The organism is Kangiella spongicola (assembly GCF_003194565.2).
Classification (GTDB): Bacteria; Pseudomonadota; Gammaproteobacteria; order Enterobacterales; family Kangiellaceae; genus Kangiella; species Kangiella spongicola.
The window spans coordinates 566443-588268 of sequence record NZ_QICH01000002.1 but is presented as its reverse complement, the minus strand read 5'-3'; the positions used below and the strand labels follow the sequence as shown (position 1 = coordinate 588268).

Annotated in this window: 19 protein-coding genes; 17 read left to right on the top strand and 2 right to left on the bottom strand. The window is 44.5% G+C overall.

Features of this window, described 5'->3' with window-relative positions; translation table 11 throughout:
- Window positions 1-51 precede the first annotated feature (51 nt).
- The 12 genes from DL796_RS08380 (at window position 52) to DL796_RS08325 (ending at window position 13255) form a co-directional block, all read left to right on the top strand.
- Window positions 52-1380, top strand: a complete 1329-nt coding sequence (locus DL796_RS08380; RefSeq protein WP_110201246.1) for an N-acetylmuramoyl-L-alanine amidase — start codon at window positions 52-54, stop codon at window positions 1378-1380.
- Window positions 1381-1470: 90 nt separating this feature from the next.
- Window positions 1471-3288, top strand: a complete 1818-nt coding sequence (mutL, locus tag DL796_RS08375) for a DNA mismatch repair endonuclease MutL (RefSeq protein WP_110201245.1) — start codon at window positions 1471-1473, stop codon at window positions 3286-3288.
- 55 nt (window positions 3289-3343) lie between these two features.
- Window positions 3344-4249, top strand: coding sequence for a tRNA (adenosine(37)-N6)-dimethylallyltransferase MiaA (gene miaA, locus DL796_RS08370; RefSeq protein ID WP_110201244.1), 906 nt, complete (start codon window positions 3344-3346; stop codon window positions 4247-4249).
- A gap of 179 nt (window positions 4250-4428) precedes the next feature.
- Window positions 4429-4779, top strand: coding sequence for an RNA chaperone Hfq (gene hfq, locus DL796_RS08365; RefSeq protein ID WP_110201243.1), 351 nt, complete (start codon window positions 4429-4431; stop codon window positions 4777-4779).
- Between the two features lie 122 nt (window positions 4780-4901).
- Entirely contained in the window at window positions 4902-6191 is a 1290-nt protein-coding gene (gene hflX, locus DL796_RS08360; RefSeq protein ID WP_110201242.1) for a ribosome rescue GTPase HflX, read from the top strand.
- Window positions 6192-6286: 95 nt separating this feature from the next.
- Window positions 6287-7333: an FtsH protease activity modulator HflK gene (gene hflK, locus DL796_RS08355; protein WP_110201241.1), complete on the top strand. Its 1047-nt coding sequence runs from the start codon at window positions 6287-6289 to the stop codon at window positions 7331-7333.
- A 12-nt stretch (window positions 7334-7345) separates the two neighbouring features.
- A complete protein-coding gene (gene hflC, locus DL796_RS08350; protein ID WP_110201240.1) occupies window positions 7346-8233 on the top strand; it encodes a protease modulator HflC in 888 nt (295 codons plus the stop codon).
- Window positions 8234-8308: 75 nt separating this feature from the next.
- On the top strand, window positions 8309-8494 hold the full coding sequence (locus DL796_RS08345) for a DUF2065 domain-containing protein (RefSeq protein ID WP_110201239.1): 186 nt from the start codon (window positions 8309-8311) through the stop codon (window positions 8492-8494).
- Between the two features lie 211 nt (window positions 8495-8705).
- Window positions 8706-10007, top strand: coding sequence for an adenylosuccinate synthase (locus tag DL796_RS08340; protein WP_110201238.1), 1302 nt, complete (start codon window positions 8706-8708; stop codon window positions 10005-10007).
- 104 nt (window positions 10008-10111) lie between these two features.
- Window positions 10112-11308: a DUF418 domain-containing protein gene (locus DL796_RS08335; protein WP_110201237.1), complete on the top strand. Its 1197-nt coding sequence runs from the start codon at window positions 10112-10114 to the stop codon at window positions 11306-11308.
- A 20-nt stretch (window positions 11309-11328) separates the two neighbouring features.
- The gene (locus DL796_RS08330) at window positions 11329-11589 is read left to right on the top strand and encodes a DUF1653 domain-containing protein (protein ID WP_110201236.1); all 261 of its coding nucleotides are present in this window, start codon (window positions 11329-11331) and stop codon (window positions 11587-11589) included.
- Window positions 11590-11812: 223 nt separating this feature from the next.
- Window positions 11813-13255 (top strand): catalase, encoded by a 1443-nt coding sequence (locus tag DL796_RS08325; RefSeq protein ID WP_110201365.1) that lies wholly within the window; start codon window positions 11813-11815, stop codon window positions 13253-13255.
- A 50-nt stretch (window positions 13256-13305) separates the two neighbouring features.
- On the opposite strand, the gene efpL is transcribed toward DL796_RS08325, so the two are convergent.
- Together efpL and DL796_RS08315 are read right to left on the bottom strand one after the other, a co-directional pair.
- Window positions 13306-13875, bottom strand: coding sequence for an elongation factor P-like protein EfpL (gene efpL, locus DL796_RS08320; RefSeq protein ID WP_110201235.1), 570 nt, complete (start codon window positions 13873-13875; stop codon window positions 13306-13308).
- A 318-nt stretch (window positions 13876-14193) separates the two neighbouring features.
- Entirely contained in the window at window positions 14194-15696 is a 1503-nt protein-coding gene (locus DL796_RS08315) for a S10 family peptidase (RefSeq protein WP_110201234.1), read from the bottom strand.
- A 536-nt stretch (window positions 15697-16232) separates the two neighbouring features.
- Here DL796_RS08315 and DL796_RS08310 point away from each other — a divergent pair.
- Genes DL796_RS08310 through argC form a run of 5 tightly spaced genes read left to right on the top strand, consistent with a single transcriptional unit; the run spans window position 16233 to window position 21824 of the window.
- Window positions 16233-17240 carry an N-acetylornithine carbamoyltransferase gene (locus tag DL796_RS08310; protein WP_110201233.1) on the top strand — a complete coding sequence of 336 codons (1008 nt, stop codon included), beginning with the start codon at window positions 16233-16235 and terminating at the stop codon, window positions 17238-17240.
- Between the two features lie 10 nt (window positions 17241-17250).
- Window positions 17251-18462 carry an argininosuccinate synthase gene (locus DL796_RS08305; RefSeq protein WP_110201232.1) on the top strand — a complete coding sequence of 404 codons (1212 nt, stop codon included), beginning with the start codon at window positions 17251-17253 and terminating at the stop codon, window positions 18460-18462.
- The gene (locus tag DL796_RS08300; protein WP_110201231.1) at window positions 18459-19568 is read left to right on the top strand and encodes an acetylornithine deacetylase; all 1110 of its coding nucleotides are present in this window, start codon (window positions 18459-18461) and stop codon (window positions 19566-19568) included. The genes DL796_RS08305 and DL796_RS08300 overlap by 4 nt, the downstream gene beginning before the upstream one ends.
- Window positions 19561-20883: an acetylglutamate kinase gene (locus tag DL796_RS08295; protein ID WP_110201230.1), complete on the top strand. Its 1323-nt coding sequence runs from the start codon at window positions 19561-19563 to the stop codon at window positions 20881-20883. The genes DL796_RS08300 and DL796_RS08295 overlap by 8 nt, the downstream gene beginning before the upstream one ends.
- Window positions 20880-21824 (top strand): N-acetyl-gamma-glutamyl-phosphate reductase, encoded by a 945-nt coding sequence (argC, locus tag DL796_RS08290; protein ID WP_110201229.1) that lies wholly within the window; start codon window positions 20880-20882, stop codon window positions 21822-21824. The genes DL796_RS08295 and argC overlap by 4 nt, the downstream gene beginning before the upstream one ends.
- Window positions 21825-21826 lie beyond the last annotated feature (2 nt).

The following is a 21826-nucleotide window of genomic DNA, read 5'->3' as shown; positions in this document are numbered from 1 at the left end:
ACTACGTAAACTTGTGCCAAAATCAAATGGAGTCGTAACTGCAAAGTGACAATGATAAAAAAGCATCTGACGAAAACATTATTCGCCACAACCTTTTGTGCCACAGTATTGATGTCCAGTTTTGCAGCACAGGCTGCCGTCATCAAAAGCATGAGGTTTTGGCAATCCCCAGAATCGACCCGTGTGGTTTTTGATTTAACCTCTCCTGTCGAGCATGAGCTATCTGTCCTTAAAAATCCTGATCGAATTGTCGTTGATATCCCCGACTCTCGAGTTTCTGTAGATTTAAATCAGCTAGAGATTAAAAGTGACTTGGTCAAGCGAGTGCGCCAGAGCAAGCCGCCAAGAGAAGGGGTGTTGCGTTTGGTTTTGGATCTCAACAAAAGTGCTGTACCAAAAAGCTTTTCTCTAAAACCCTATCAAGAATACAGCGACCGCCTTGTCATCGACCTGTTAAATGAAAAGCGCGAAGCCATTAAACCACCTGAGTCAGCGGTTGGTTCGAATCGCGATATCGTGGTTGCGGTTGATGCCGGGCACGGTGGTGAAGACCCTGGCGCCCTAGGGCCTAGCGGAACACGAGAAAAAGATATTGTACTTAAGCTATCTAAAGAATTAGTCGACGCTATTAATGCTGTCGATGGCCTAAAAGCGGTTATGGTGCGAACTGGTGATTATTATATTCCACACCGCAAAAGAACCGATATTGCTCGCAAGAATCGCGCCGATTTATTCGTATCGGTTCATGCCGACGGCTTTAAAAGCCCGAAGGCGCGAGGTGCTTCGGTTTGGGTTCTGAACTTGTATGGTGCAAAGTCAGAAGTCGCGCGTTGGATGAAGTTGCAGGAAGAAAAGTCGGAACTCTTGGGCGGTGTTGATAGTACCGTTGTGTTATCTGAGTATGACAACTCTGTGCGCTCAGTGCTTTTGGACCTGCAGATGGAAAGCTCAATTGCAGAAAGCTTTAAAGTGGGCAGGAAGGTACACTCGGCCATGAAACGTGTGGCACCGAAAATGCACAAAAACTACGTAGAAGAGAACTCTTTGCTAGTGCTTAAAAATCCAGATATTCCTTCAATTTTGGTCGAGTCTGGTTTTATTTCTAACCCCACGGAAGAGCGACTGTTAAAGACTAGCAGTTATCGCAAAAAGCTCGCCAATTCGGTCAAAGACGGCATTGTTGAATATTTTAAAAGTCATGCCCCTGATGGCACAAAATTTGCTAATCTTTATCGTAAAAATATCTACCACGTAAAACGGGGCGACAGCCTCATTAAGGTCGCAAAGCGTTTTAATACAAGCGTCAGTGAAATTAAAAAAGCCAATAAAATGAACTCGAATACGGTGCGTATTGGGCAGAAGCTTGTTATTCCTAACTAGTGATCCATAATAGTTGTAGAAATTTTGGCTGACACCGCTCGAACTTAAGTTTGGTAGCAACACCGAACAATACTGTCCTAAGTGATTGATATGCAAATTAAAAAGCTTTCCCCATTATTAGCGAACCAGATTGCTGCCGGTGAGGTCGTCGAGCGACCTTCTTCGGTGGTGAAAGAGTTGCTGGAAAACGCAATAGATGCTGGGGCCAAGCGAATTCAAGTCGACATCGAACGCGGTGGTGCGCGATTAATCCGCATAACTGACGATGGTCACGGTATTGAGCGAGAGCAATTAGAGCTTGCCTTAGCGCGTCACGCCACCAGTAAAATAACTCAAACCGAAGACCTGAAAGCGATTCATACATTAGGCTTCCGCGGTGAGGCTTTAGCCAGTATCAGCTCTGTGGCAAAACTAACTCTAAGCTCTAAAGCTCAGTCAGCCAGCGACGACAGTGCAGGCTGGTCTGCCATAGCTCAGGGCCAAGATATGGCGGTAGAAATTCAGCCATGCCCGATGCCGATTGGCACCATTGTCGAAGTGCGCGATTTGTTTTTTAACACACCCGCCCGTCGTAAGTTTTTACGAGCGGAACGGACGGAATATGTGCATATTGAAGAAACCATGAAGCGGGTGGCTTTAGCTTCACCAACGGTAGCTTTTACCTTGAAACACAATGGTAAAGTCACTAAACGAATTCCAGCAGCGCAGTCCGATGAGCAACAAAAACAACGTATCGGTGCGATAGTGAGTAATAACTTTTTACGTCATGCCCTGCACCTAGATACTGCAATCGATCGCTTGCGCTTGTGGGGCTGGTTATCGAGCCCTGAACATCACCAGAATTCAAACTTGAGTCAGTATGTTTTTGTGAATGGCCGCGCCGTCCGTGATAGAACCTTAAATCATGCGATTAAACAGGCCTACCAAGAACTGTTGCCCGTGGGTCGTGTGCCTGCTTATGTTCTTTATTTAGAGCTCGATCCTGAGAAGGTGGATGTGAATGTTCATCCAACCAAGCATGAAGTGCGCTTTTCTGATGCGCGACAGGTGCATGACTTTATTTCTCGTGCTGTGGCGGAAGCTTTAGAGCCACAGACTGAAACACTTCTTGCTGATGATTTATTACAAGTCGAAGAAGTAGAAAGAGCCTATATTCCGCAAGATAACCATTTTAAAGATCAGCCTAAAGATGAGTATTATCATCCGCGTTTAGAGGGAGGAGTTTCGATTGATCAAGAGACTCCTTCGGTTTCGAGAACGCAGGTTCAGCGTGAGCGCCACTACAGCTCGTATGCACCTAAAACCGCAAGTTCTAAAGGCAATCACCAGCACGGCCAATATATCCAAGTGGCAGATCGCTTTTTGCTGCAGCCTATCGAACAAGGCGTTTTACTGCTTGATTTTAAAGCCTTTTGGCTTGATTACAGCGCACAGCTTATGCAACAAGAGTGGGCGAGTGAAGCGGTCAAAGTGAAGCCTTTATTGATCCCCGAGCGCTTGGGGATTCCGGTCGAAACTGTCGCGGAGTCGTATTTAGAGCTTTGGACTAAGCTTGGATTTGATCTGAATTTAACTGGCCCGAAATCAGTAGCGCTGCGAAAGATTCCTGCATCTTTGATGCATATTAATATCAAACAACTGACGCAACAGGTTTTGTACGAAACAGCGAGCGATTCGCACAATATTTCGCTAAAAGAAATGCAGTCGCTATTATTAGAAAAGCTAACACATCATTGGCAACCCGAGAGCAACCAGTCGTGGTTAGAACTGTTGAATCCGCATCCTTGGCAAGAGTCTCAGCATTGTCAATTATTGTCTGAGTCTGATTTAGCCAGGTGGCTCGTGTCAAAGCCAAACTCAGATACATTTTCTCAAACACAAATACACTCAGCTAACTCGAAGCATTAATTAGGTGAACAGTTTGTCATCTTCCACAAACACAAAACCCAAAGCCATATTTATCATGGGGCCCACTGCCTCGGGCAAAACAGATCTCGCTATTCGTTTGGTACAAGAGCATCAGTGCGACATCATCAGTGTCGATTCGGCCATGGTGTATAAGGGGTTAAATATAGGCTCGGCCAAACCGTCCGCAGAAGAGTTAGCGCTAGCGCCGCACCGTCTAATCGATATTTGTGATCCGTCGGAGCCTTATTCTGCGGCACAATTTCGAGAAGATGCGTTAGCAGAAATGGCGGATATAACCGCTAAAGGGAAGACGCCACTGCTAGTCGGCGGAACCATGCTTTATTATAAAGCGCTACTTGAAGGCATGAATAATTTACCCGACTCTGATCCTGCTATACGAAAACAGCTACAAGCACGTTTAGAGACTGAAGGTTTAACCAGTCTTCATCAAGAACTGTTACAACTTGATCCTGAATCGGCCAAGCGCATCCACGAAAATGATCCGCAAAGAACCCTGCGCGCGCTAGAGGTTTACTACATTACTGGTAAACCACTTTCTGTATTGCACCATGAGCAAAAGCAGGAAGAGTTCCCGTATGACGTTACGCAAATAGCTATAGCTCCTGAAAACCGTGCGTTTTTACATGCTCGAATTGAGAAGCGGTTCCAAATAATGATGGAACAAGGCTTGCTTGATGAAGTCAAAGCTTTATACCAGCGTGGTGACTTGAAGAGCGATTTACCAGCTATTCGTTCGGTAGGTTATCGACAAATGTGGCAACATTTAGAAGGTGAGTTGACGCTAGAGGAAGCGGTTGAGCGAGGCATTATTGCTACTCGTCAATTAGCTAAACGACAGTTTACTTGGCTAAGAAGTTGGCCAGATTTACACTGGGTTAACTCCGAACAGGGCGAATCTAAGATATATCAAGACGTGACGCAATTGTTAAAAATGAGTTAAATAAGGGCATATCCTATTGATATATCTCGATCTGCCTGATTAATTCATGTACACTTTGATTTGGAATTCGTTCCAAAAATGATTTGTAGTAGTACTAAAAAGAGTTGGCTTTAAAGGCGTTTTTTTGCATAAAAAAAGCTAATCCAATAAACATAAATTAATAATGACGGGAGAGTGAAATGTCAAAAGGGCAATCATTACAAGACCCTTTCTTAAACGCACTGAGACGTGAGAAAGTACCTGTATCGATTTATCTAGTTAACGGTATTAAATTACAAGGTCAGATCGAGTCATTCGATCAGTTTGTAATTTTACTGAAAAACACAGTTAGCCAGATGGTGTACAAGCACGCAATATCGACTGTGGTACCTATCCGTAACGTTCGTGGGCATTACCAGAATGAAAATGGTGGTCAACGTGACGACCAAGGTGGCCAAGGGGGTATGGGCGGTCCTAGCGGTGGCATGGGTGGTCCTATGTCTAGCGGTAGCGGCGGTGGTTACACTGGCGGCCCAATGGGTGGACTCTAAGCGACAAAAGTCTTAACTATCTGTTAAGATTCAAATCATCGACTCGCTGGTTTATTTCAGCGGGTCGGTCTACACTATTCACTATACATTTCATAAAAACTGCCGAATTTTGAGGTTGCCTATTGTTTGACCGTCACAGTGGTGGTGATGCCGCCATCTTGGTTCACATCGATTTCGATCAAGAATCAAATCAAGAAGATTTACACGAGTTTGTTGAATTAGCACGTTCTGCCGGTTTAGAAGTGATGGATATCATCACCGCTAAACGCCATTCACCTGATCCCAAGTACTTTATTGGTAAAGGTAAGATAGAGGAAATTCAGAGCGCTAAACAAGCAACAGACGCCAACGTCATTATTTTCAACCATAATCTCGCACCGTCTCAAGAACGCAACATCGAGAAAGTTGCCAAATGTCGGGTAATCGATCGCATCGGTCTTATTCTCGATATCTTCGCCCAGCGAGCCTTTACTTTTGAAGGTAAGCTTCAGGTTGAACTCGCCCAATTACGCCATTTATCAACTCGTCTAGTCCGAGGCTGGACTCACCTTGAGCGCCAAAAGGGTGGTATTGGTATGCGTGGCCCTGGTGAAACCCAGCTTGAAACCGATAGACGATTAGTGCGTGACCGCATCAAGCACATTGAAAAGCGCCTCGATAAAGTGGGTCGTCAACGTGAGCAAGGGCGTCGTTCGCGTAAAAGAGCAAATATTAAGACCGTTTCGATTGTCGGTTACACTAACGCTGGTAAGTCGACCCTATTCAACTTATTAACCGAGTCTAAAGTTTTGGCGGAAGACAAGCTGTTCGCCACCTTGGATCCGACCTTACGTCGGCTGGCTCTGCCACAAGGAAGCGACGTCATATTAGCCGACACGGTAGGTTTTATTCGCCACTTGCCACATGAACTGGTCGCTGCTTTCCGTGCAACCCTTGAAGAGTCTGTTGAAGCGGATATTTTATTGCACGTTATTGATGCAGCCAGTGAACGCCGTGACGAAAATATTGAGCAGGTAATAGAGGTACTGACTGATATTGGCGCTAACGAAATTCGCACTTTAGAAGTCTATAACAAAATTGATATGATAGACGGCGCTGAGCCGCGTATCGAGCGAGATGATGAAGGTATACCTATCCGCGTTTGGACTTCGGCAGTTAAAGAGCAAGGTATTGATTTATTGCTTGAGGCGCTCGAAGAGCTGGCTGAGGAAAAGCAGTTTTCAGCAAAGCTACAATTGCCGCCACAGGAAGGACGTTTGCGCGGCCTACTGTACGAGCTACAAGCCATTGAAAACGAAAGTGTTGCTGATAATGGCGATATGCTTCTGGAGATTCGCTTAGAGCAAGCAGACTGGGTTCGATTGGGGCGTCAGCTAGAAAAAGATTTGGAACAGTTTGTTCTCAGTTCGTGATATTATAAGCACAGAATATCAAAGAACGAATAACTAGGGCTTATAAGCCCTTGTTTTATTTGTGATTAACATTAAACGTAATTGGAGAAGTGTCTATGGCCTGGAATGAACCGGGTAATAACAATCAAGACCCATGGGGCAAAAAGCGCCCAAATAATAACAATGACATCGACGAAATGATCAAAAAGGCTGGTGAAAAAGTCAGCAGCATTTTTGGTGGTGGCAACAAAGGTGGTGGCGGTAGTATCGGCATTATCCTTGGATTGTTGATCGTCATTGCAGTCTATTTATTCAAGTCTGCTTATATCGTAAACGAAAAAGAACAAGCGTTAGTGCTAACTTTTGGTGAGCATACGCGTACCGATAGCGCGGGTTTGCACTTTGCTTTTGCGCCAATCCAACAGGTTTATTTTGTTGATGTTGAAAGTATTAAAGATATTGAGATAGAAGGCTTAATGTTGACCCAGGACGATAACGTGGCGACTGTTAAGGTTAAAGTCCAATATCGTGTGGGCGACGCTATGGCGTTCCAATTTAACGTTGAAGACCCGGTTGAAACATTAAAGCACGCTACTGAAGCTGCGCTACGTCAAGTAATTGGTCATACTAACCTGCGTGATGCGCGTACTGATGGTAAGCAGTTGGTTCGTTCGAACGTGGCGAAAGAATTAAACTCGATTCTTGAGCCATACCAGACGGGGATCGAAGTTTTCCGCGTAAACTTAATTGGTAACGTCGATGTTCCGCCATCGGTTAAGCCAGCTTTTGATGATGCGATTAAAGCAGAAGAAGATCAGCAAGCGTATCAAGATCAAGGTGAAGCATACCGCAGTAAGCAGATTCCTTTAGCGGAAGGTGATGCGCAAAAAGTGATTCAAAAAGCAAATGCTTATAAATCACGCATTACAGAAAAAGCTCACGGTGAAGTTGCACGATTTAAAGAGTTATTGCCAGAATATAATGCGGCTCCTGAAGTAACTCGTAAGCGTTTATACCTTGAAACCTTAGAGCAGGTTTTAAGCAAAACGTCTAAAGTGATGCTAGATACTGATGGTGGTAATAATATGACGTATATTCCGCTCGATAAAATTATGCAGCGTAGTAATGCGAAATCTTCACAGTCTAAAACTAACAATCAATAAAGGGGGCTAACGATGAATAAATTAATCAGTATTTTAGTGATCATAGTAGTTGGCCTTGCGGTATTCTGGACTTGTACTTTTAAAGTAAAAGAGTGGGAAACGGCGATTGTTCTACAGTTTGGTGACGTAAAGAAAAACGACGATGGCACAGCTAAAATATATGGCCGTGGCTTACATTTCCGTTGGCCGGTTGCTGATAAAGCCATCATTATGGATAAGCGTATCCAAACCTTTGATGGTGAAGCCGATAGAATATCGACTTCTGAGCAGAAAGACTTGATCGTAGACAGCTATATCAAGTGGAAAGTCTCAAACTTTGATAAGTTTTACCGTAAAACTAACGCTAACTTCCGTGCCGCAGAGCGTCTACTGGATAACACCGTAGAAAACACTTTGCGTGAAGAGTTCGGTCGTCGCACCAGAACCCAGGTGGTTTCAGGTGAGCGTGAAGAAGTAATGGGCTTAACCCTGGAAGAAGTAAAGAAAAGAGCGCCAGAGCTTGGTATCGAAGTTATTGATATTCGAGTTAAAACGATTAACTTGCCAACAGAGGTGAGTGAATCGATTTATAATCGTATGCGTACTGAGCGTTTACGTGTTGCCAACGAGCACCGCTCGGAAGGTGAGAAGGAAAAGCGTATTATCATCGCTCAAACCGATGCGGAAGTTCAGCGCATCTTGGCGGAAGCTGACCGTGAAGCGCGTGAAATTCGTGGTCAAGCCGATGCACAAGCGGCAAAAATCTACGCAGAAACCTATAACAAGAACCCTGAGTTCTATGCGTTCTTACGCAGTCTAGATGCATACCGTGAATCCTTTAAAGATTCAGGTGACATCTTAGTAATTAAGCCGGACAGCGAATTCTTTAAGTATTTTAAAGATGCTGAAGGTAGCAACTAATCTTTCGATTAGTACTAAGGCCAGCATAGCTGGCCTTTTTTATTGGTGTTTATTTAGGAAAACGGGAAAGATAAAATGTCTGAAGAATGGTTAATAGCCTTAGGTTTGGTGCTAGTTCTTGAAGGGTTGTTGCCAACACTCGCACCAAAATCCTGGAAAAAGATGGTCAGTGATATGGCGAGTCGTTCGGATGGGCAGCTGCGTGCTGTTGGTCTGGTGATGATGATCGTCGGGCTAGTCTGGGTATTTCTCGTAATCTAGTCGTTTGGATTCCTCAAATAACGTTAATAACACAAAATAACTTATTGATATCTTGTAGCAAATATTGAAGAGCAAAAACAGCTGGTGGAAATTTGACCTTTTTTAGAAAAAAAGGGGGATTTTCGACAGAGATAAAGGTAAAATGCGCGGTTTGGTGTCCCTGTTGGGACAACGAACTAATCATCTACAAAAGTAGGGTAAGAGTTTAGTAATGGCACAAAGTGTTGTGGTTTTAGGCACCCAATGGGGTGACGAAGGTAAAGGTAAAATTGTTGACTTATTGACTGAGAAGGCTGGTGCCGTAGTGCGCTACCAAGGCGGTCATAACGCGGGTCACACTTTAGTAATTCACGGAGAAAAAACCGTACTCCACTTAATTCCATCAGGTATTTTGAATGATGACGTGATGTGTTACATCGGTAACGGTGTGGTGCTTGCTCCTGATGCATTAAAGAAAGAAATGGACATGCTGAAAGAGCGCGGCGTTCCGGTTGAAGAGCGTTTACGAATCAGCGCCGCCTGCCCATTAATTCTGCCTTACCACGTAGCACTTGATGTTGCGCGTGAAGCGGCTCGCCATCCAGAAAAGAAAATTGGTACTACTGGTCGTGGTATCGGCCCTGCTTACGAAGACAAGGTTTCACGTCGCGGATTACGCGTAGAAGACTTGTTCGATGAAGAGCATTTAGAAGAAAAATTACGTGAAGTTATGGAATTACATAACTTTGCTTTAACTCAGTATTACAAAACTGATGCTATTGATTTCGACCAAACTTTAGCCTTATGTAAAGAGTATGCTGAGTGGTTAAAGCCAATGATTGCAGACGTTCCAGCGACTTTGGCAGATATGCGCCGTGATGGTCAGAAGTTGATGTTTGAAGGTGCGCAAGGCACGCTACTTGATATCGACCACGGTACTTATCCTTATGTGACTTCGTCAAACACAACCGCTGGTGGTGTTGCCACTGGTGCTGGTGTTGGTCCTCGTCATATTGATTACGTCTTAGGTATTACTAAAGCTTACACTACGCGTGTCGGTGGTGGTCCTTTCCCAACTGAATTGTTTGATGATGTGGGTGCTGGCCTAGCCAAGCGTGGTAATGAGTTTGGCGCAACCACTGGCCGAGCGCGTCGTTGTGGTTGGTTAGACGCGGTAGCTCTAAAACGCGCCGTGGACATCAACAGTGTTTCAGGTCTTTGCATGACTAAGCTTGACGTACTTGATGGCTTAGATACTGTAAAAATCGCGGTTAAATATAACTGCCCAGTTCGAGGCGAACTAGCCAACACACCAAACGGTGCTGAGGATTACGAAAAGCTGGTTGCTGAGTATATTGAGCTTCCTGGCTGGAGCGAAACAACTTTTGGTGCGAAATCGCTAGAAGAGTTACCAAAGAATGCGATCGACTTTATCGCCAAGGTTGAAGAGTTAGTTGGCGTACCAGTAGATATTATTTCTACAGGCCCAGATCGAGTAGAGACTATTATTAAGCGTCATCCTTTCGAAGCTTAATACAGATTTACTGCTAGACAATTAAAAGCGACTTTCGAGTCGCTTTTTTTGTGTCTGCTAAAAATGTATATTATCTGCTCAAATAAAAAACAAGGTATAAGGATATGACGCAGCCTTTAGCGGCAGAGTTTAAAACGTCACGACTGACTAGCTTGGATGTGCTTCGTGGTGTGGTGATTCTTGCCATCCTAATTATCAATATCAATTATTTCTCAACGCCGGATCTCATCCGCTATAACCCATTAGCTTTTGGTGACTTTAATGTGGCCGATAAGTGGGCTTGGTTTTTAGAGTATGCCCTAGTGAAGCAGCGCTTTATGACCTTGCTCGCTTTGTTATATGGCGTCGGTATCATGCTTTTCGTGGCGAAGTATAAGAAATTGGGCGTCAATCCTGCGAAGCCCTTTATCGCACGCTCGGTGTTATTAGTGGTGTTTGGCCTAGCGCATGCTTATTTGATCTGGGATGGTGACATCCTAGTTGCTTATGGATTGTGTGGCTTACTCGTTTTTTGGCTTAGAGGATTACCCGCAATTTGGTTGCTGATACTTGGCTTGTTGCTCGCCTTTGGTGCAGTTGCTCCTAGCATTTGGGATGCAGTGTTAGCGGTGCTACATCCACCAGAACCTCCTCAATACTGGCTGCCAATTAACGGCGCGGAGGCGCAACAGGCTGCGTTACAACAGTACCAAGGCTCCTGGTGGGATTTGACTCCTGAACGTGTTGTTAAGGCATGGCAGCGTCAATCCTCAGACTTCCTGTTGTTCACTTTGTGGCGTTGTTGTGGCTTGATGATGTTGGGTATGGGATTATGGAAATGGGGTGCCTTACAGTCGAATAAAGTATTAAAGCAACTGGCTACTTGGGGGCTCGCGCTGGGCTTAATGATTTCCTTAGGAGCGACTTGGAGCTTTGTTTCCTCAAATTTCGATTACGGCATTTTTGCTGGAATCAATAGCCTTGGTTTTTATATTGGTAGCATCGTCTTGGCGCTTGGTTATTTAGGCTTGATATTATGCTGGGGTAAGGGGAATTTCCTACAGCCATTACAAAACCTTTTAGCCAAAGTCGGACGAATGGCCTTCACGCTTTATATTATGCAGAGCGTTATCTGTGCGGTGATATTCTATGGCTATGGCTTTGACTTGTTTGGAAAAGTCAGTCGAAGTGAATTGTGGTTATACGTTATTGGAATTTGGGCTTTTCAGTTAGCGTTTGCCGCTGTATGGTTCAAATATTTTAAGCGAGGCCCGTTAGAAGCAATATGGCGCAAAGGCTACGAATGGGTCGCGAGGGATTAATTTCGTAATAGTAGAGAGTTATGACTGAAAATTACAGCAAAGAAAAAAATAGTGACAGTGAAGAACCTAGTTTGAAGCTGGGTATTTATGAGCATTTTAAAGGTCAGCGATATGAGGTTCTGAACCTAGCGAAGCATACTGAAACAGGGGAGTGGCTGGTGGTTTATCGGGCTCTTTATGGTGAGTATGGGATCTGGGCTCGGCCGCTTGATATGTTTGATGAGACAATTGTTAGAGATGGTAAAACCATCAAACGGTTTCAGTATCTTGACCACAGCTAGTTGTGGCTTGAATAGGTTGAAGTGAAGGATATCGCTTTTATGATTAATTATTTATATCGTTATTATAATAATTACACAATATAACTATCGTTAGTTTGTTGTTACAGTAGTTCATAGTAGACAGCCATGGAGGTATACATGGTGTTGTCCATGGATAACATGATTTAGAACAGAAGAGGACCGACTTATGAGCAAAGACGATAAAAAAACTGGCTGCCCTTTTATGACGCAAAGCAATGGAGCGCCGGTTGTTGATAATCAGAATTCGATGACCGCGGGACCAAGAGGGCCACTATTACTTCAGGACGCGTGGTTCTTAGAGAAGATGGCACACTTCGACCGTGAGGTTATTCCAGAGCGTAGAATGCATGCTAAAGGCTCTGGCGCCTACGGAACTTTTACCGTTACTGATGATATTACCAAATACACTAAAGCAAAGATTTTCTCTGAAGTCGGCAAGAAAACCGATGTTTTCGTACGTTTTTCGACAGTTGCCGGTGAACGCGGTGCGGCCGATGCGGAGCGTGACATCCGAGGCTTCGCCATTAAGTTTTATACCGAACAAGGCAACTGGGATCTTGTGGGCAATAACACGCCAGTCTTCTTCCTGCGCGACCCACTAAAGTTCCCAGATCTAAACCACGCAGTTAAACGTGATCCGCGCACTAACATGCGCTCTGCAAACACAAACTGGGACTTCTGGACTTTGCTTCCTGAAGCGCTTCACCAAGTAACTATCGTTATGAGTGACCGTGGTATCCCGAAAAGCTATCGCCACATGCACGGATTCGGTAGCCATACCTTTAGTTTCATAAGCCCAGATAACAAACGCTATTGGGTTAAGTTCCACTTTGAGACTCTACAAGGAATTGAAAACTTAACCGATCAAGAAGCTGAAGAGCTGGTGGGTAAAGATCGTGAATCGCACCAAAAAGATTTACTCGAGAGTATTGATAATGGCGATTTCCCACAGTGGAAAATGCGGGTTCAGATCATGCCCGAAGAAGATGCCGAAAAGTATCACATTCATCCGTTTGACCTAAGTAAAGTGTGGCCACACGGTGACTACCCGTTAATTGACGTGGGTGTGTTGGAGCTTAACCGTAACCCAGAAAACTATTTCGCAGAAGTTGAGCAAGCGGCCTTTAACCCTGCGCATGTGGTTCCTGGTATCGGTTTCTCACCTGACAAAATGCTGCAAGGTCGACTGTTCTCTTATGGTGACGCACAGCGTTATCGTCTAGGTGTGAATAATGCACACATTCCAGTGAATCAGCCGAAATGCCCAGTCAACAGTTATCATCGTGATGGCGCTATGCGCACGGATGGCAACTATGGCGCAACCAAAGCTTATAACCCAAACAGCTATGGTTTATGGGAAGAGCAGCCAGACTTTGCCGAGCCACCATTAAAAATTAATGGTGATGCTAAAAACTGGGACTTCCGTGAAGATGACGACGATTACTACAGCCAGCCAGGCGACTTGTTCCGCTTAATGTCGAAAGAGCAACAGCAAGTCTTGTTTGAGAATACAGCTCGTGCAATCAACGGCGCGGAAGAGCACATTAAAATTCGCCATGCGCAAAACTGTTACAAAGCCGATCCTGCTTATGGTGAAGGTGTTGCAAAAGTCATGGGTGTTGATTTAGAAAAAATTAAGTCCTAACGGCACTACAAAAAAGGGCTAGTAAATCTAGCCCTTTTTTATTATGGGTTTTAATCCGCGCGGCTCATAAACTTCTTTTCTTCGACATTTATTTTTACCTTTTCGCCAGTCGAAATGTATTCAGGAACTTGAATAATTAAACCTGTATCGAATTCTGCGGGTTTGGTTCGAGCGGTCGCCGAAGCACCTTTAATCGAAGGATCGGTTTGTTTAATGACCATTTCGACCGACTGAGGAAGCTCCAAGCCAACCACTTTGTCGTCAGCAGTAACGACTTTTAAGTCTTGGATGTCGTCAGTAATAAACAGCAACTCTTCTTCAATATCTTCGCGATTGAAGGTGTATTGGCTGTAATCTTCGCTATCCATGAAGATAACCGTATCGCCTTCTTCATAAGAATAAGTCGCAGGATGCTTGCTTAGGTCAACCAAAGTCAGCTGATCGTCACCTTTAAAAGTGTGCTCCACTTTAGAGCCCGCCTGCACATCAGTAAAACGCATTTTATACAAAGTCGCTGCGCCTCGTGCGCTTGGGCTGCTGACTTCGATATTCTTCACCACTAATAATTTACCGTTATATTCAACGGCCATGTTTCTTTTGATATCACTAGCTTTAGGCATCGTATAATCCCGGAGTTTTAAATTGAAACCATTCTATGGGGAATCTAGACTTTTTGGAATACTTAAATCTGGAGGAATGGCTTTTGATCCCCCTTGGGAGTTAGCTGAAAGCATTCAAGTTATAGCGTAAATTGGGCAGGGATAGCCCAATTTAGCCAAGACGAAACAGGATGTTTCGTTTGGTGGCGCGTCAATAACTTGAAAGATTGAGGGTAGCCCGAAGGGCCTAACGACTGGGGTGCCTTTCTTTTGGTTCCTTTTCTTGGGCAAGCAAGAAAAGGAACATTAAAAAACTACTAATATTGAGGAGTGCTGAGCCTACAGTGATTTCTTGAAGAATTCCGCTAAATCTTGCTTTAATTTAATCAAATCATGCTCACGCACATACATCATGTGGCCTGATTTGTAGTAATGCATATGAACATTGTCTTTAAGTTCTTTTGGTAGACCCATGTGTGAGAAGGTGTATTCTGTTGCAAAGAATGGCGTGGCGAAGTCGTAATAACCGTTACCGACATAAACTTGCATATCTGGGTTGCGTAACATGGCGCTTGTGAGCTTGTCGCTGATGTCGTTGCTCTGACGGTTGAACTCGTCGTAATTCCAGCTTTTAACACCGCCACCTAAAATATGGTACGGCAAGTCAGACTTGTAATTCAGCTCTTTAGAAAGATAGGTCATCAAGGTTTCTGTGTAAGTACCATGAATTGCCATATAACTTGGATCACGATAGCCACGTTTATTCATAGCGTCTAATTCTGGCGTTGTGAAACGACCGTCTAGGCGACCAATGGTTTCGCCTTCTTTGCGCTTTACGTTATGTAAAAAGTCATTCAAAGTAATGCGCAGGTTTTTCTCTAGCACCAGGTCTACAGAAAGGCCTGTGAAGTCAGCCACACGCTCGGCGATGGCTAGTTTGCGACGAGGCTCTAGGTTGTCACCTTGCAGTAAGGCCAGCGCATAGTCGTTCATGGCGAACTCTTTGGCCTGCTCGATGGAGCTTTCTAGGTCACTGCTTAAAGGCGCTTTAAGTTTGTTGTGATACCAAGCAGCAGCAGTATAACTCGGTAACATGGTGACTGGCGCTAGAATGCCGTTGCGATCACTAAAGTCATCAAGACGGAAGTCAAGCACGCTTGAAATCAGCATAATGCCATTAAAATAAACGCCGTGATTTTGCCCCATGTGGTAAGCAATACCAGCCGAGCGAGTGGTGCCGTAGCTTTCACCCGCTAAAAATTTAGGGGAGCTCCAGCGCTCGTTTCGCGTCATATAAAGACGAATAAACTCTGAAACGGAGCTAATATCTTCCCAAACACCGTGAAAATCTTTGTCAGTACCTTTGTCGTGCGCACGACTGTATCCAGTGCCTACTGGGTCGATAAAGACGATATCGGTGAGATCTAAAATTGAGTATTCGTTATCGATGTATTCGAAGGGGGGCTTTAAGGCAAAACCTTCTTTATCCATGACTACGCGCTTTGGGCCTAAAGCGCCCATGTGTAACCAAACAGAGGCAGAGCCTGGGCCGCCGTTGTAGGTAAAAGTGATAGGGCGTTTTTTCGGATCGGCGCCTTTTTTGGTGTAAGCAGTGAAGAAAATCGAACCGATAACTTCGTTTTTATCGTTGTATACAAAGGAGTTACCTGTAGTGGCGGTGTACTTTATAGTTTTGCCACCGACTTTAGTGGTGTGTTCAGTGACCACTGTTTTTTCTTCAGGATAAGGATTTGGTGTTGTATCTTTTTTCTCATCAGCCAAAGTGATTTGGCTAAAGGTTAGACTCACTGCGAGTAGCGCAGAGTAAGCAAGCTGTTTCATGGTGTCTCCCCAAAACATACATAATCGTGCAATAAAAGGTAAGACTACCAAGTTCGTCAGCGATAACAAAGTTAGAAGGAGTTTGCTGATGATTGAAATCGTAACAAGATGTAAAAGTGGGGCGAAGCAAGCGGATTTCACATGATAAGCACAAATAAGATCAGTGACTTAGCGAAAACTGGGGTTTTCAACTTTACTGCTCGCTCTAAAAAGAATTCAAAAGACTATCAAAATTATATTTACAGCGATTATTTTTAGGTGTAGATTTGCAAGGCTTTCTAGCGAAAAGGTCACTAAAGACCACCAATGACGATTAAGTAAATACTTAGGCTTTCACAGAAATGACATTAGTAACAAACTTACATTCAGCACAAGTTGCTACAGTACAGCAGCGACGTCGCAGCCGCATCCAATCGGCTGGGAAGAGCATCGTGTTGTCCAAATAATCGTCACACAACAGAATTTAAAACCCAGCCATCGGCTGGGTTTTTTTATGCACCTCTAAAATCTCCCCTCCGATGGCATGACTAACAGGAATTGCCATGAAACATTTTTTAAGTACCGAGCATTGGTCGCAAAGTGCTTTACAAGAAATGATCGACTTTGCAGTGGAGCTGAAGCAAAACAAGTTTCAGCCTCTGCTTAAGAATAAATCAGTAGCATTATTATTTTTTAACCCATCGTTACGAACTCGTACTAGCTTTGAACTCGGAGTGCATCAGCTTGGCGGGCAAGCCGTGGTATTACAGCCGGGAAAAGACGCTTGGCCTATTGAATTTGAGCTAGGCTCTGTGATGGATGGTGAAGCCGAGGAGCACATCAAGGAGGTAGCTCAAGTTCTGTCCGCATACTGCGATCTGATTGCAGTAAGAGCTTTCCCCAAGTTTGAAAACTGGCAAGACGACCGTCAGGATTTGTTGATTAAAAGTCTCGCCCAGTTCTCGACTGTGCCAGTGGTCAACATGGAAACTATTACCCACCCCTGCCAAGAGTTAGCGCATATTATGGCGCTACAAGAAAATCTTGGTGACCTAAAGGGTAAGAAATATTTACTCACTTGGACCTATCATCCAAAGCCCTTGAATACCGCGGTGGCAAACTCGTCTTTAATGATTGCCACTAAGTTTGGCATGGACGTGACTGTGCTTTGCCCGAATGAAGACTATTTATTGGATGAGCATTACATGCAGCTAGGGCAGAGCTACAGCGCACAACACGGAAACAAACTGACGATTTCCCATGATATCGACAGTGCTTATGAAGGGGTTGATGTTGTTTATGCCAAAAGTTGGGGAGCTCTGCCATATTTTGGGCAGTGGCAGAAGGAAAAGCCTATCAGAAATCAATACAAACACTTCATGGTTGACGAAAACAAGATGGCAAAAACCAATAATGCATTGTTTAGCCACTGCTTACCGCTGAGACGAAATATCAAAGCGACAGACGGCGTGGTCGATTCGAAAAACTGCATTGCGATTCAAGAAGCCGAAAACCGCCTGCATGTGCAGAAATCCATGATGAATACATTAATTAATCATTCTTAAGGTGAAAGTTGTGAGTAAAGAAAAAGTAGTTTTAGCATTTTCAGGTGGTTTGGATACGAGTTTTTGCGTGCCTTATTTGTTGGATCAAGGATTTGAAGTGCATACTCTATTTGTAAATACCGGTGGCATCAGCACTAAAAGTATCAACGACATCGAACAAACCGCGATGACATTAGGCGCGACAAAACATTGGACAGTCGATGGGCAAAAAGAGTTGTGGGACTCCATCATCAAGCCTTTGGTTTGGGGCGGGAGTCTTTATCAAGATCAATACCCAGTGTTATGCGCCGATCGTTATTTAATTGCGAAAGAAGCTGTTCAACTGTGCAAGAAACTTAAAACCCAATACGTTGCCCACGGCTGTACTGGCATGGGCAATGATCAAGTTCGTTTTGATCTATCGATAAAAGCTTTAAGTGACTTAGTCATTTTATCGCCAATCCGTGATATTCAAAAAAACGTCACAGACGTTAGGCAGTATGAAATTGACTACCTCAAAGAAAAAGGCCATCAAGTTTCAGCTGTTCATAAACAATACAGCGTAAATGAAAACCTGCTGGGCGTCACTGTATCTGGTGGTGCGATTGATAAGTGGCAAGCGCCAGAAGATAACACTTACATTATTACCAAGCAGCCGCATCAGGTCAGTAAAACTTCTGAAACAGTAAGCCTAGAGTTTGCCCAAGGCGAGCTAGTGAAACTTAACGGTGAATCGGTTGATGGCGTGAGTGCCATGCAGCAGTTGAATAGCCTGCTAGGCGACTACGGAATTGGTCGAGGCATTTATACTGGCGATACCATTATTGGCTTAAAAGGACGGATTGTTTTCGAGGCGCCGGCTTTAAAAGGACTGTTTGTGGCGCACAAAGCCTTAGAGGAAGTGGTATTGACCCAGCAGCAAAACCATTTCAAACCTATTTTAAGCAAAAAGTGGGTTGACCTTGTGTATCAAGGTTTTTACTTCGACCCACTAACGAACAATATTCAAGAGTTCCTTCAAAGCTCGCAGCAGAATGTCAGCGGTATGGTCGAATTAAAGCTTTCGCCAGGCCACTTAGAAGCGGTGGCTGTTTCTAGTCCTCACATGATTATCAATCAGGAAGTTGAGTATGCGCAAAAAGCAAACTGGGGCATAGAAGAAGCGACTGGCTTTATCAAACTGTTTGGACAAAGTACCGCCACTTGGTCGAGCGTTCAGCTGGCCAAAGGAGGTGCTTCATGACTGTTGCATGCAACAAAACTGAAGGATTAGCGACGCCAACAGTGCAACAGGTTAAAAAACATTTAGCCGCTTTGGTTAGTTTTGATACCAGCAATCCACCAAGGAACATTAAGGCCTCAGGGATTATCGAGTACCTACGGAGTCAGCTACCGGGTGCAACCGTTGAGGTGATGGATTATGGCAATGGCTCGATTAATATTTTGGCAACGAAAGGTCAGCCTCAATACTTGTTCAACTATCACATCGATACGGTTCCGGTAACCGACGGTTGGGACTCAGATCCTTTTACGCTGATAGAAAACGATAATAAGTTATACGGTTTAGGGGCTTGTGATATTAAAGGTGCGGCCGCCTGCATGTTGGCGTGTATTGAATGTGGCGCGGAAGATTATGCGGTTTTATTTTCGTCGGACGAAGAGCACGGTAACAGTTTATGTATTCGCTCTTTTTTGGAAAAGGAGCACGCTTATAAAGGAATCATTGTCGCCGAACCAACCCAAGGAAAAGCAGTTTTAGCACATCGTGGAATTATAACCGCTACGGCAAATTTTAACGCAGAAAGCGGCCATAGCTCTGAGCCCCGCGCCTTATCAGAAAACAGTAACCACCAAGCTGCCCAGTGGATGAGTAAAGCGATTGATTGGGCTAAGCATCAGTTGAGCGAGGGCTTCGAAGATCTTAAAGGCAGTTGTTTTAATATTGGTAAGCTTGAGGGCGGTATTAAGCCTAATATTATAGCTCCAAACACAGAGGTAAAGTTTGGCCTTAGACCTTTGCCTGGCTGTGATGTTGAGGGGACTTTAGTCGACCTGCTTGAGCAATCCGACCTTAGTCTGGAGCAAGTGACGGTTGGTTTTAAAGCACCTGCGCTACCTTCTAATAACGGTTATGAAAAAAACCTTCATTTGGCCACAGAGTTAGAGCTACCAATTGGCGGAGCCGTGAACTTTTGGACAGAGGCCGCACTTTTTTCAGAAGCCGGGTTTCCGGCGCTCGTCTTTGGTCCCGGCTCTATACAGCAAGCTCACACGGCCAATGAATGGGTTGAAATCAGTCAGTTGGAAGCTGTTCTGGCTGCTTATTGGAGGATGTTAACTCATGGCTAATTCAGTCAAAGACACCGTCTATAAGCTATTGACAGTAATCGATAGCGAAACCCAAATTAGAAAGTATTTGAAGCGCTTTTCCTCGGAGCAAGGCTTAAAGTTTGCGGTGATTAAAGTTGGCGGGAAAATCCTACAAGAAGAAATGCCAAAGCTTGTAGCATCGCTAACTTTCCTCAAGCAAGTAGGCCTAACTCCAATTATTGTTCACGGCGCTGGACCACAGCTAACCCAGCATCTAAACGATAAATCAATTAAGGTCGATTTTATCGAAGGCCAAAGAGTAACAAGCCCCGAAGTATTAAAAGCGGCGAGAGACGTTTTTATTGGCGAGAATCATAATTTAACCTCGCAACTCAAAGAAGCGGGTGTTGATGCCACACCTTTTTATTCGGGGATTTTCGAGTGTGAATTACAGCATGAAAATACGTTAGGTTTGGTCGGCACTATCACTGCCGTCGATAGCGAGCAGTTATTGAAAACGATCCGTAAGGGTAGGGTGCCTGTGGTGAGTCCGCTAGGTGAAACGGCTCAAGGTCAGATAGTAAATGTTAATGCAGACTCCGCTACTTTTAGTCTGGCGCAAGCGATCGAGCCCTACAAAATTATTTTCTTAACGGAAACCGGTGGCGTACTCGATGATAGCGGGGCTATTATGCCGAATATCAGTATTGTTAATGATTATCAGCATTTAATAAAACAGCCTTGGGTTCATTCAGGTATGAAGCTAAAGCTTGAGAAAATTAAGGAGATCTTAGAGGAGATGCCATCGGCGACTTCTGTGTCGATAACCAAGCCAGAGCATCTCGCAAAGGAGCTGTTTACCGATAAAGGCTCTGGGACGCTAGTCAACATGGGTGAAAAAGTCTTGGACGCTACTTCTTGGTCTGCTATCGACACTACAAAATTACGACATCTCATTGAGTCCTCTTTTCATAAGCGGCTTGATAATCGCTACTTCGATGAGGTTGAGCTTTATAAAGTGTATGTGACCGAATGCTATCGCGCCGCGGTGGTGTTAAGTCATGCCGAGGGTGTGCCATATTTGGATAAGTTTGTCGTCAGTGATGACGCCAAAGGTGCTGGTATTGGCAAGGCTTTATGGGAAAAAGTCACTAGGAAGAATCCTAAGCTATTTTGGCGTGCGGCACTTGATAATCCGATTAACAAGTTTTACGCCAATGTTGCCGATGGTTTTGTTAAAAGCGGTGAGTGGAAGGTTTACTGGCTTGGCATTAATGATTATGCACAAATCGCGCAGTGTGTTGAGTTTGCCTCGAATAAGCCAAAAACAGTGGTTCAGGAGTGTGTGGCATGAGCATTAAAACGGTTTTAATTGGAGCCCGGGGTTACGTCGGCGCTGAGCTTATCAGCATTATATCAAGGCACTCTAAGCTAGAGCTGATAGCCGCTAGCTCACGTGAGTTGGATGGTCAGCGTGTTAGTCAGTACTCCAAGTCGGAACTTTATTATCAGAATTTAAACCCACAGGAAGTCGTTGCCTTGTCGCCTGACTTGGTGATTTTGGCTTTACCGAATGGTTTGGCGAAAAGTTTTGTCGACCTTATTGATGATGAGTCCATATCCACGACTATTATCGATCTTAGCGCAGATTATCGTTTCGATCCCAACTGGCATTACGGGCTTCCAGAAGTGTATTCCCACAAAGTATCAAAGCGTATTAGTAACCCAGGCTGTTATGCCACGGCAATGCAACTGTGTGTGGCGCCAGTTCAAGACTTAGTTGCTGGAAGAATTAGCTGCTTTGGTATTTCGGGCTATAGCGGTGCCGGTACTTCGCCTTCGGATAAAAATAACCCAGAGCTATTACGGGACAACATCATGCCCTATAGCTTAGCCAACCATTTACATGAACAAGAAGTGACGCATCACTTAGGGCTAGATATCAAGTTTTCACCTCATGTTGCTCAGTATTTTAGAGGGATATGCCTAACCGCGCATATACCGCTAAAGAAGCCAACCTCTCTTTCTGAGGCATTTAAGGCGGTAGAGCACCGTTATGCTGAGCATTATAAAAAGAATGAACTTATCCAGTTCCAAGCCAAACCAGCGCAAATCTCGCAGGTTGTTAATCAATATGGCGCAGTGGTGGGCGGTCTAACCTTATCGGGCGATGGCTCGCACTTAGCGGTGACTTGCACGCTTGATAACTTATTAAAAGGTGCAGCCTCGCAAGCTGTGCAAAACATTAACCTTGCCTTTGAGTTGCCTCAGCTCGAAGGCTTATCGACACAGTAGGC

Bases quoted from the DNA above. Each gene is read 5' to 3' on its own strand.
- mutL (WP_110201245.1), top strand. From the start codon at position 1,471: ATGCAAATTAAAAAGCTTTCCCCATTATTAGCGAACCAGATTGCTGCC.
- DL796_RS08345 (WP_110201239.1), top strand. From the start codon at position 8,309: ATGTCTGAAGAATGGTTAATAGCCTTAGGTTTGGTGCTAGTTCTTGAA.
- DL796_RS08335 (WP_110201237.1), top strand. From the start codon at position 10,112: ATGACGCAGCCTTTAGCGGCAGAGTTTAAAACGTCACGACTGACTAGC.
- DL796_RS08340 (WP_110201238.1), top strand. From the start codon at position 8,706: ATGGCACAAAGTGTTGTGGTTTTAGGCACCCAATGGGGTGACGAAGGT.
- hflK (WP_110201241.1), top strand. From the start codon at position 6,287: ATGGCCTGGAATGAACCGGGTAATAACAATCAAGACCCATGGGGCAAA.
- DL796_RS08315 (WP_110201234.1), bottom strand. From the start codon at position 15,696: ATGAAACAGCTTGCTTACTCTGCGCTACTCGCAGTGAGTCTAACCTTT.
- hfq (WP_110201243.1), top strand. From the start codon at position 4,429: ATGTCAAAAGGGCAATCATTACAAGACCCTTTCTTAAACGCACTGAGA.
- DL796_RS08325 (WP_110201365.1), top strand. From the start codon at position 11,813: ATGACGCAAAGCAATGGAGCGCCGGTTGTTGATAATCAGAATTCGATG.
- DL796_RS08330 (WP_110201236.1), top strand. From the start codon at position 11,329: ATGACTGAAAATTACAGCAAAGAAAAAAATAGTGACAGTGAAGAACCT.
- hflC (WP_110201240.1), top strand. From the start codon at position 7,346: ATGAATAAATTAATCAGTATTTTAGTGATCATAGTAGTTGGCCTTGCG.
- DL796_RS08300 (WP_110201231.1), top strand. From the start codon at position 18,459: ATGACTGTTGCATGCAACAAAACTGAAGGATTAGCGACGCCAACAGTG.
- argC (WP_110201229.1), top strand. From the start codon at position 20,880: ATGAGCATTAAAACGGTTTTAATTGGAGCCCGGGGTTACGTCGGCGCT.
- efpL (WP_110201235.1), bottom strand. From the start codon at position 13,875: ATGCCTAAAGCTAGTGATATCAAAAGAAACATGGCCGTTGAATATAAC.
- DL796_RS08295 (WP_110201230.1), top strand. From the start codon at position 19,561: ATGGCTAATTCAGTCAAAGACACCGTCTATAAGCTATTGACAGTAATC.
- DL796_RS08380 (WP_110201246.1), top strand. From the start codon at position 52: ATGATAAAAAAGCATCTGACGAAAACATTATTCGCCACAACCTTTTGT.
- miaA (WP_110201244.1), top strand. From the start codon at position 3,344: ATGGGGCCCACTGCCTCGGGCAAAACAGATCTCGCTATTCGTTTGGTA.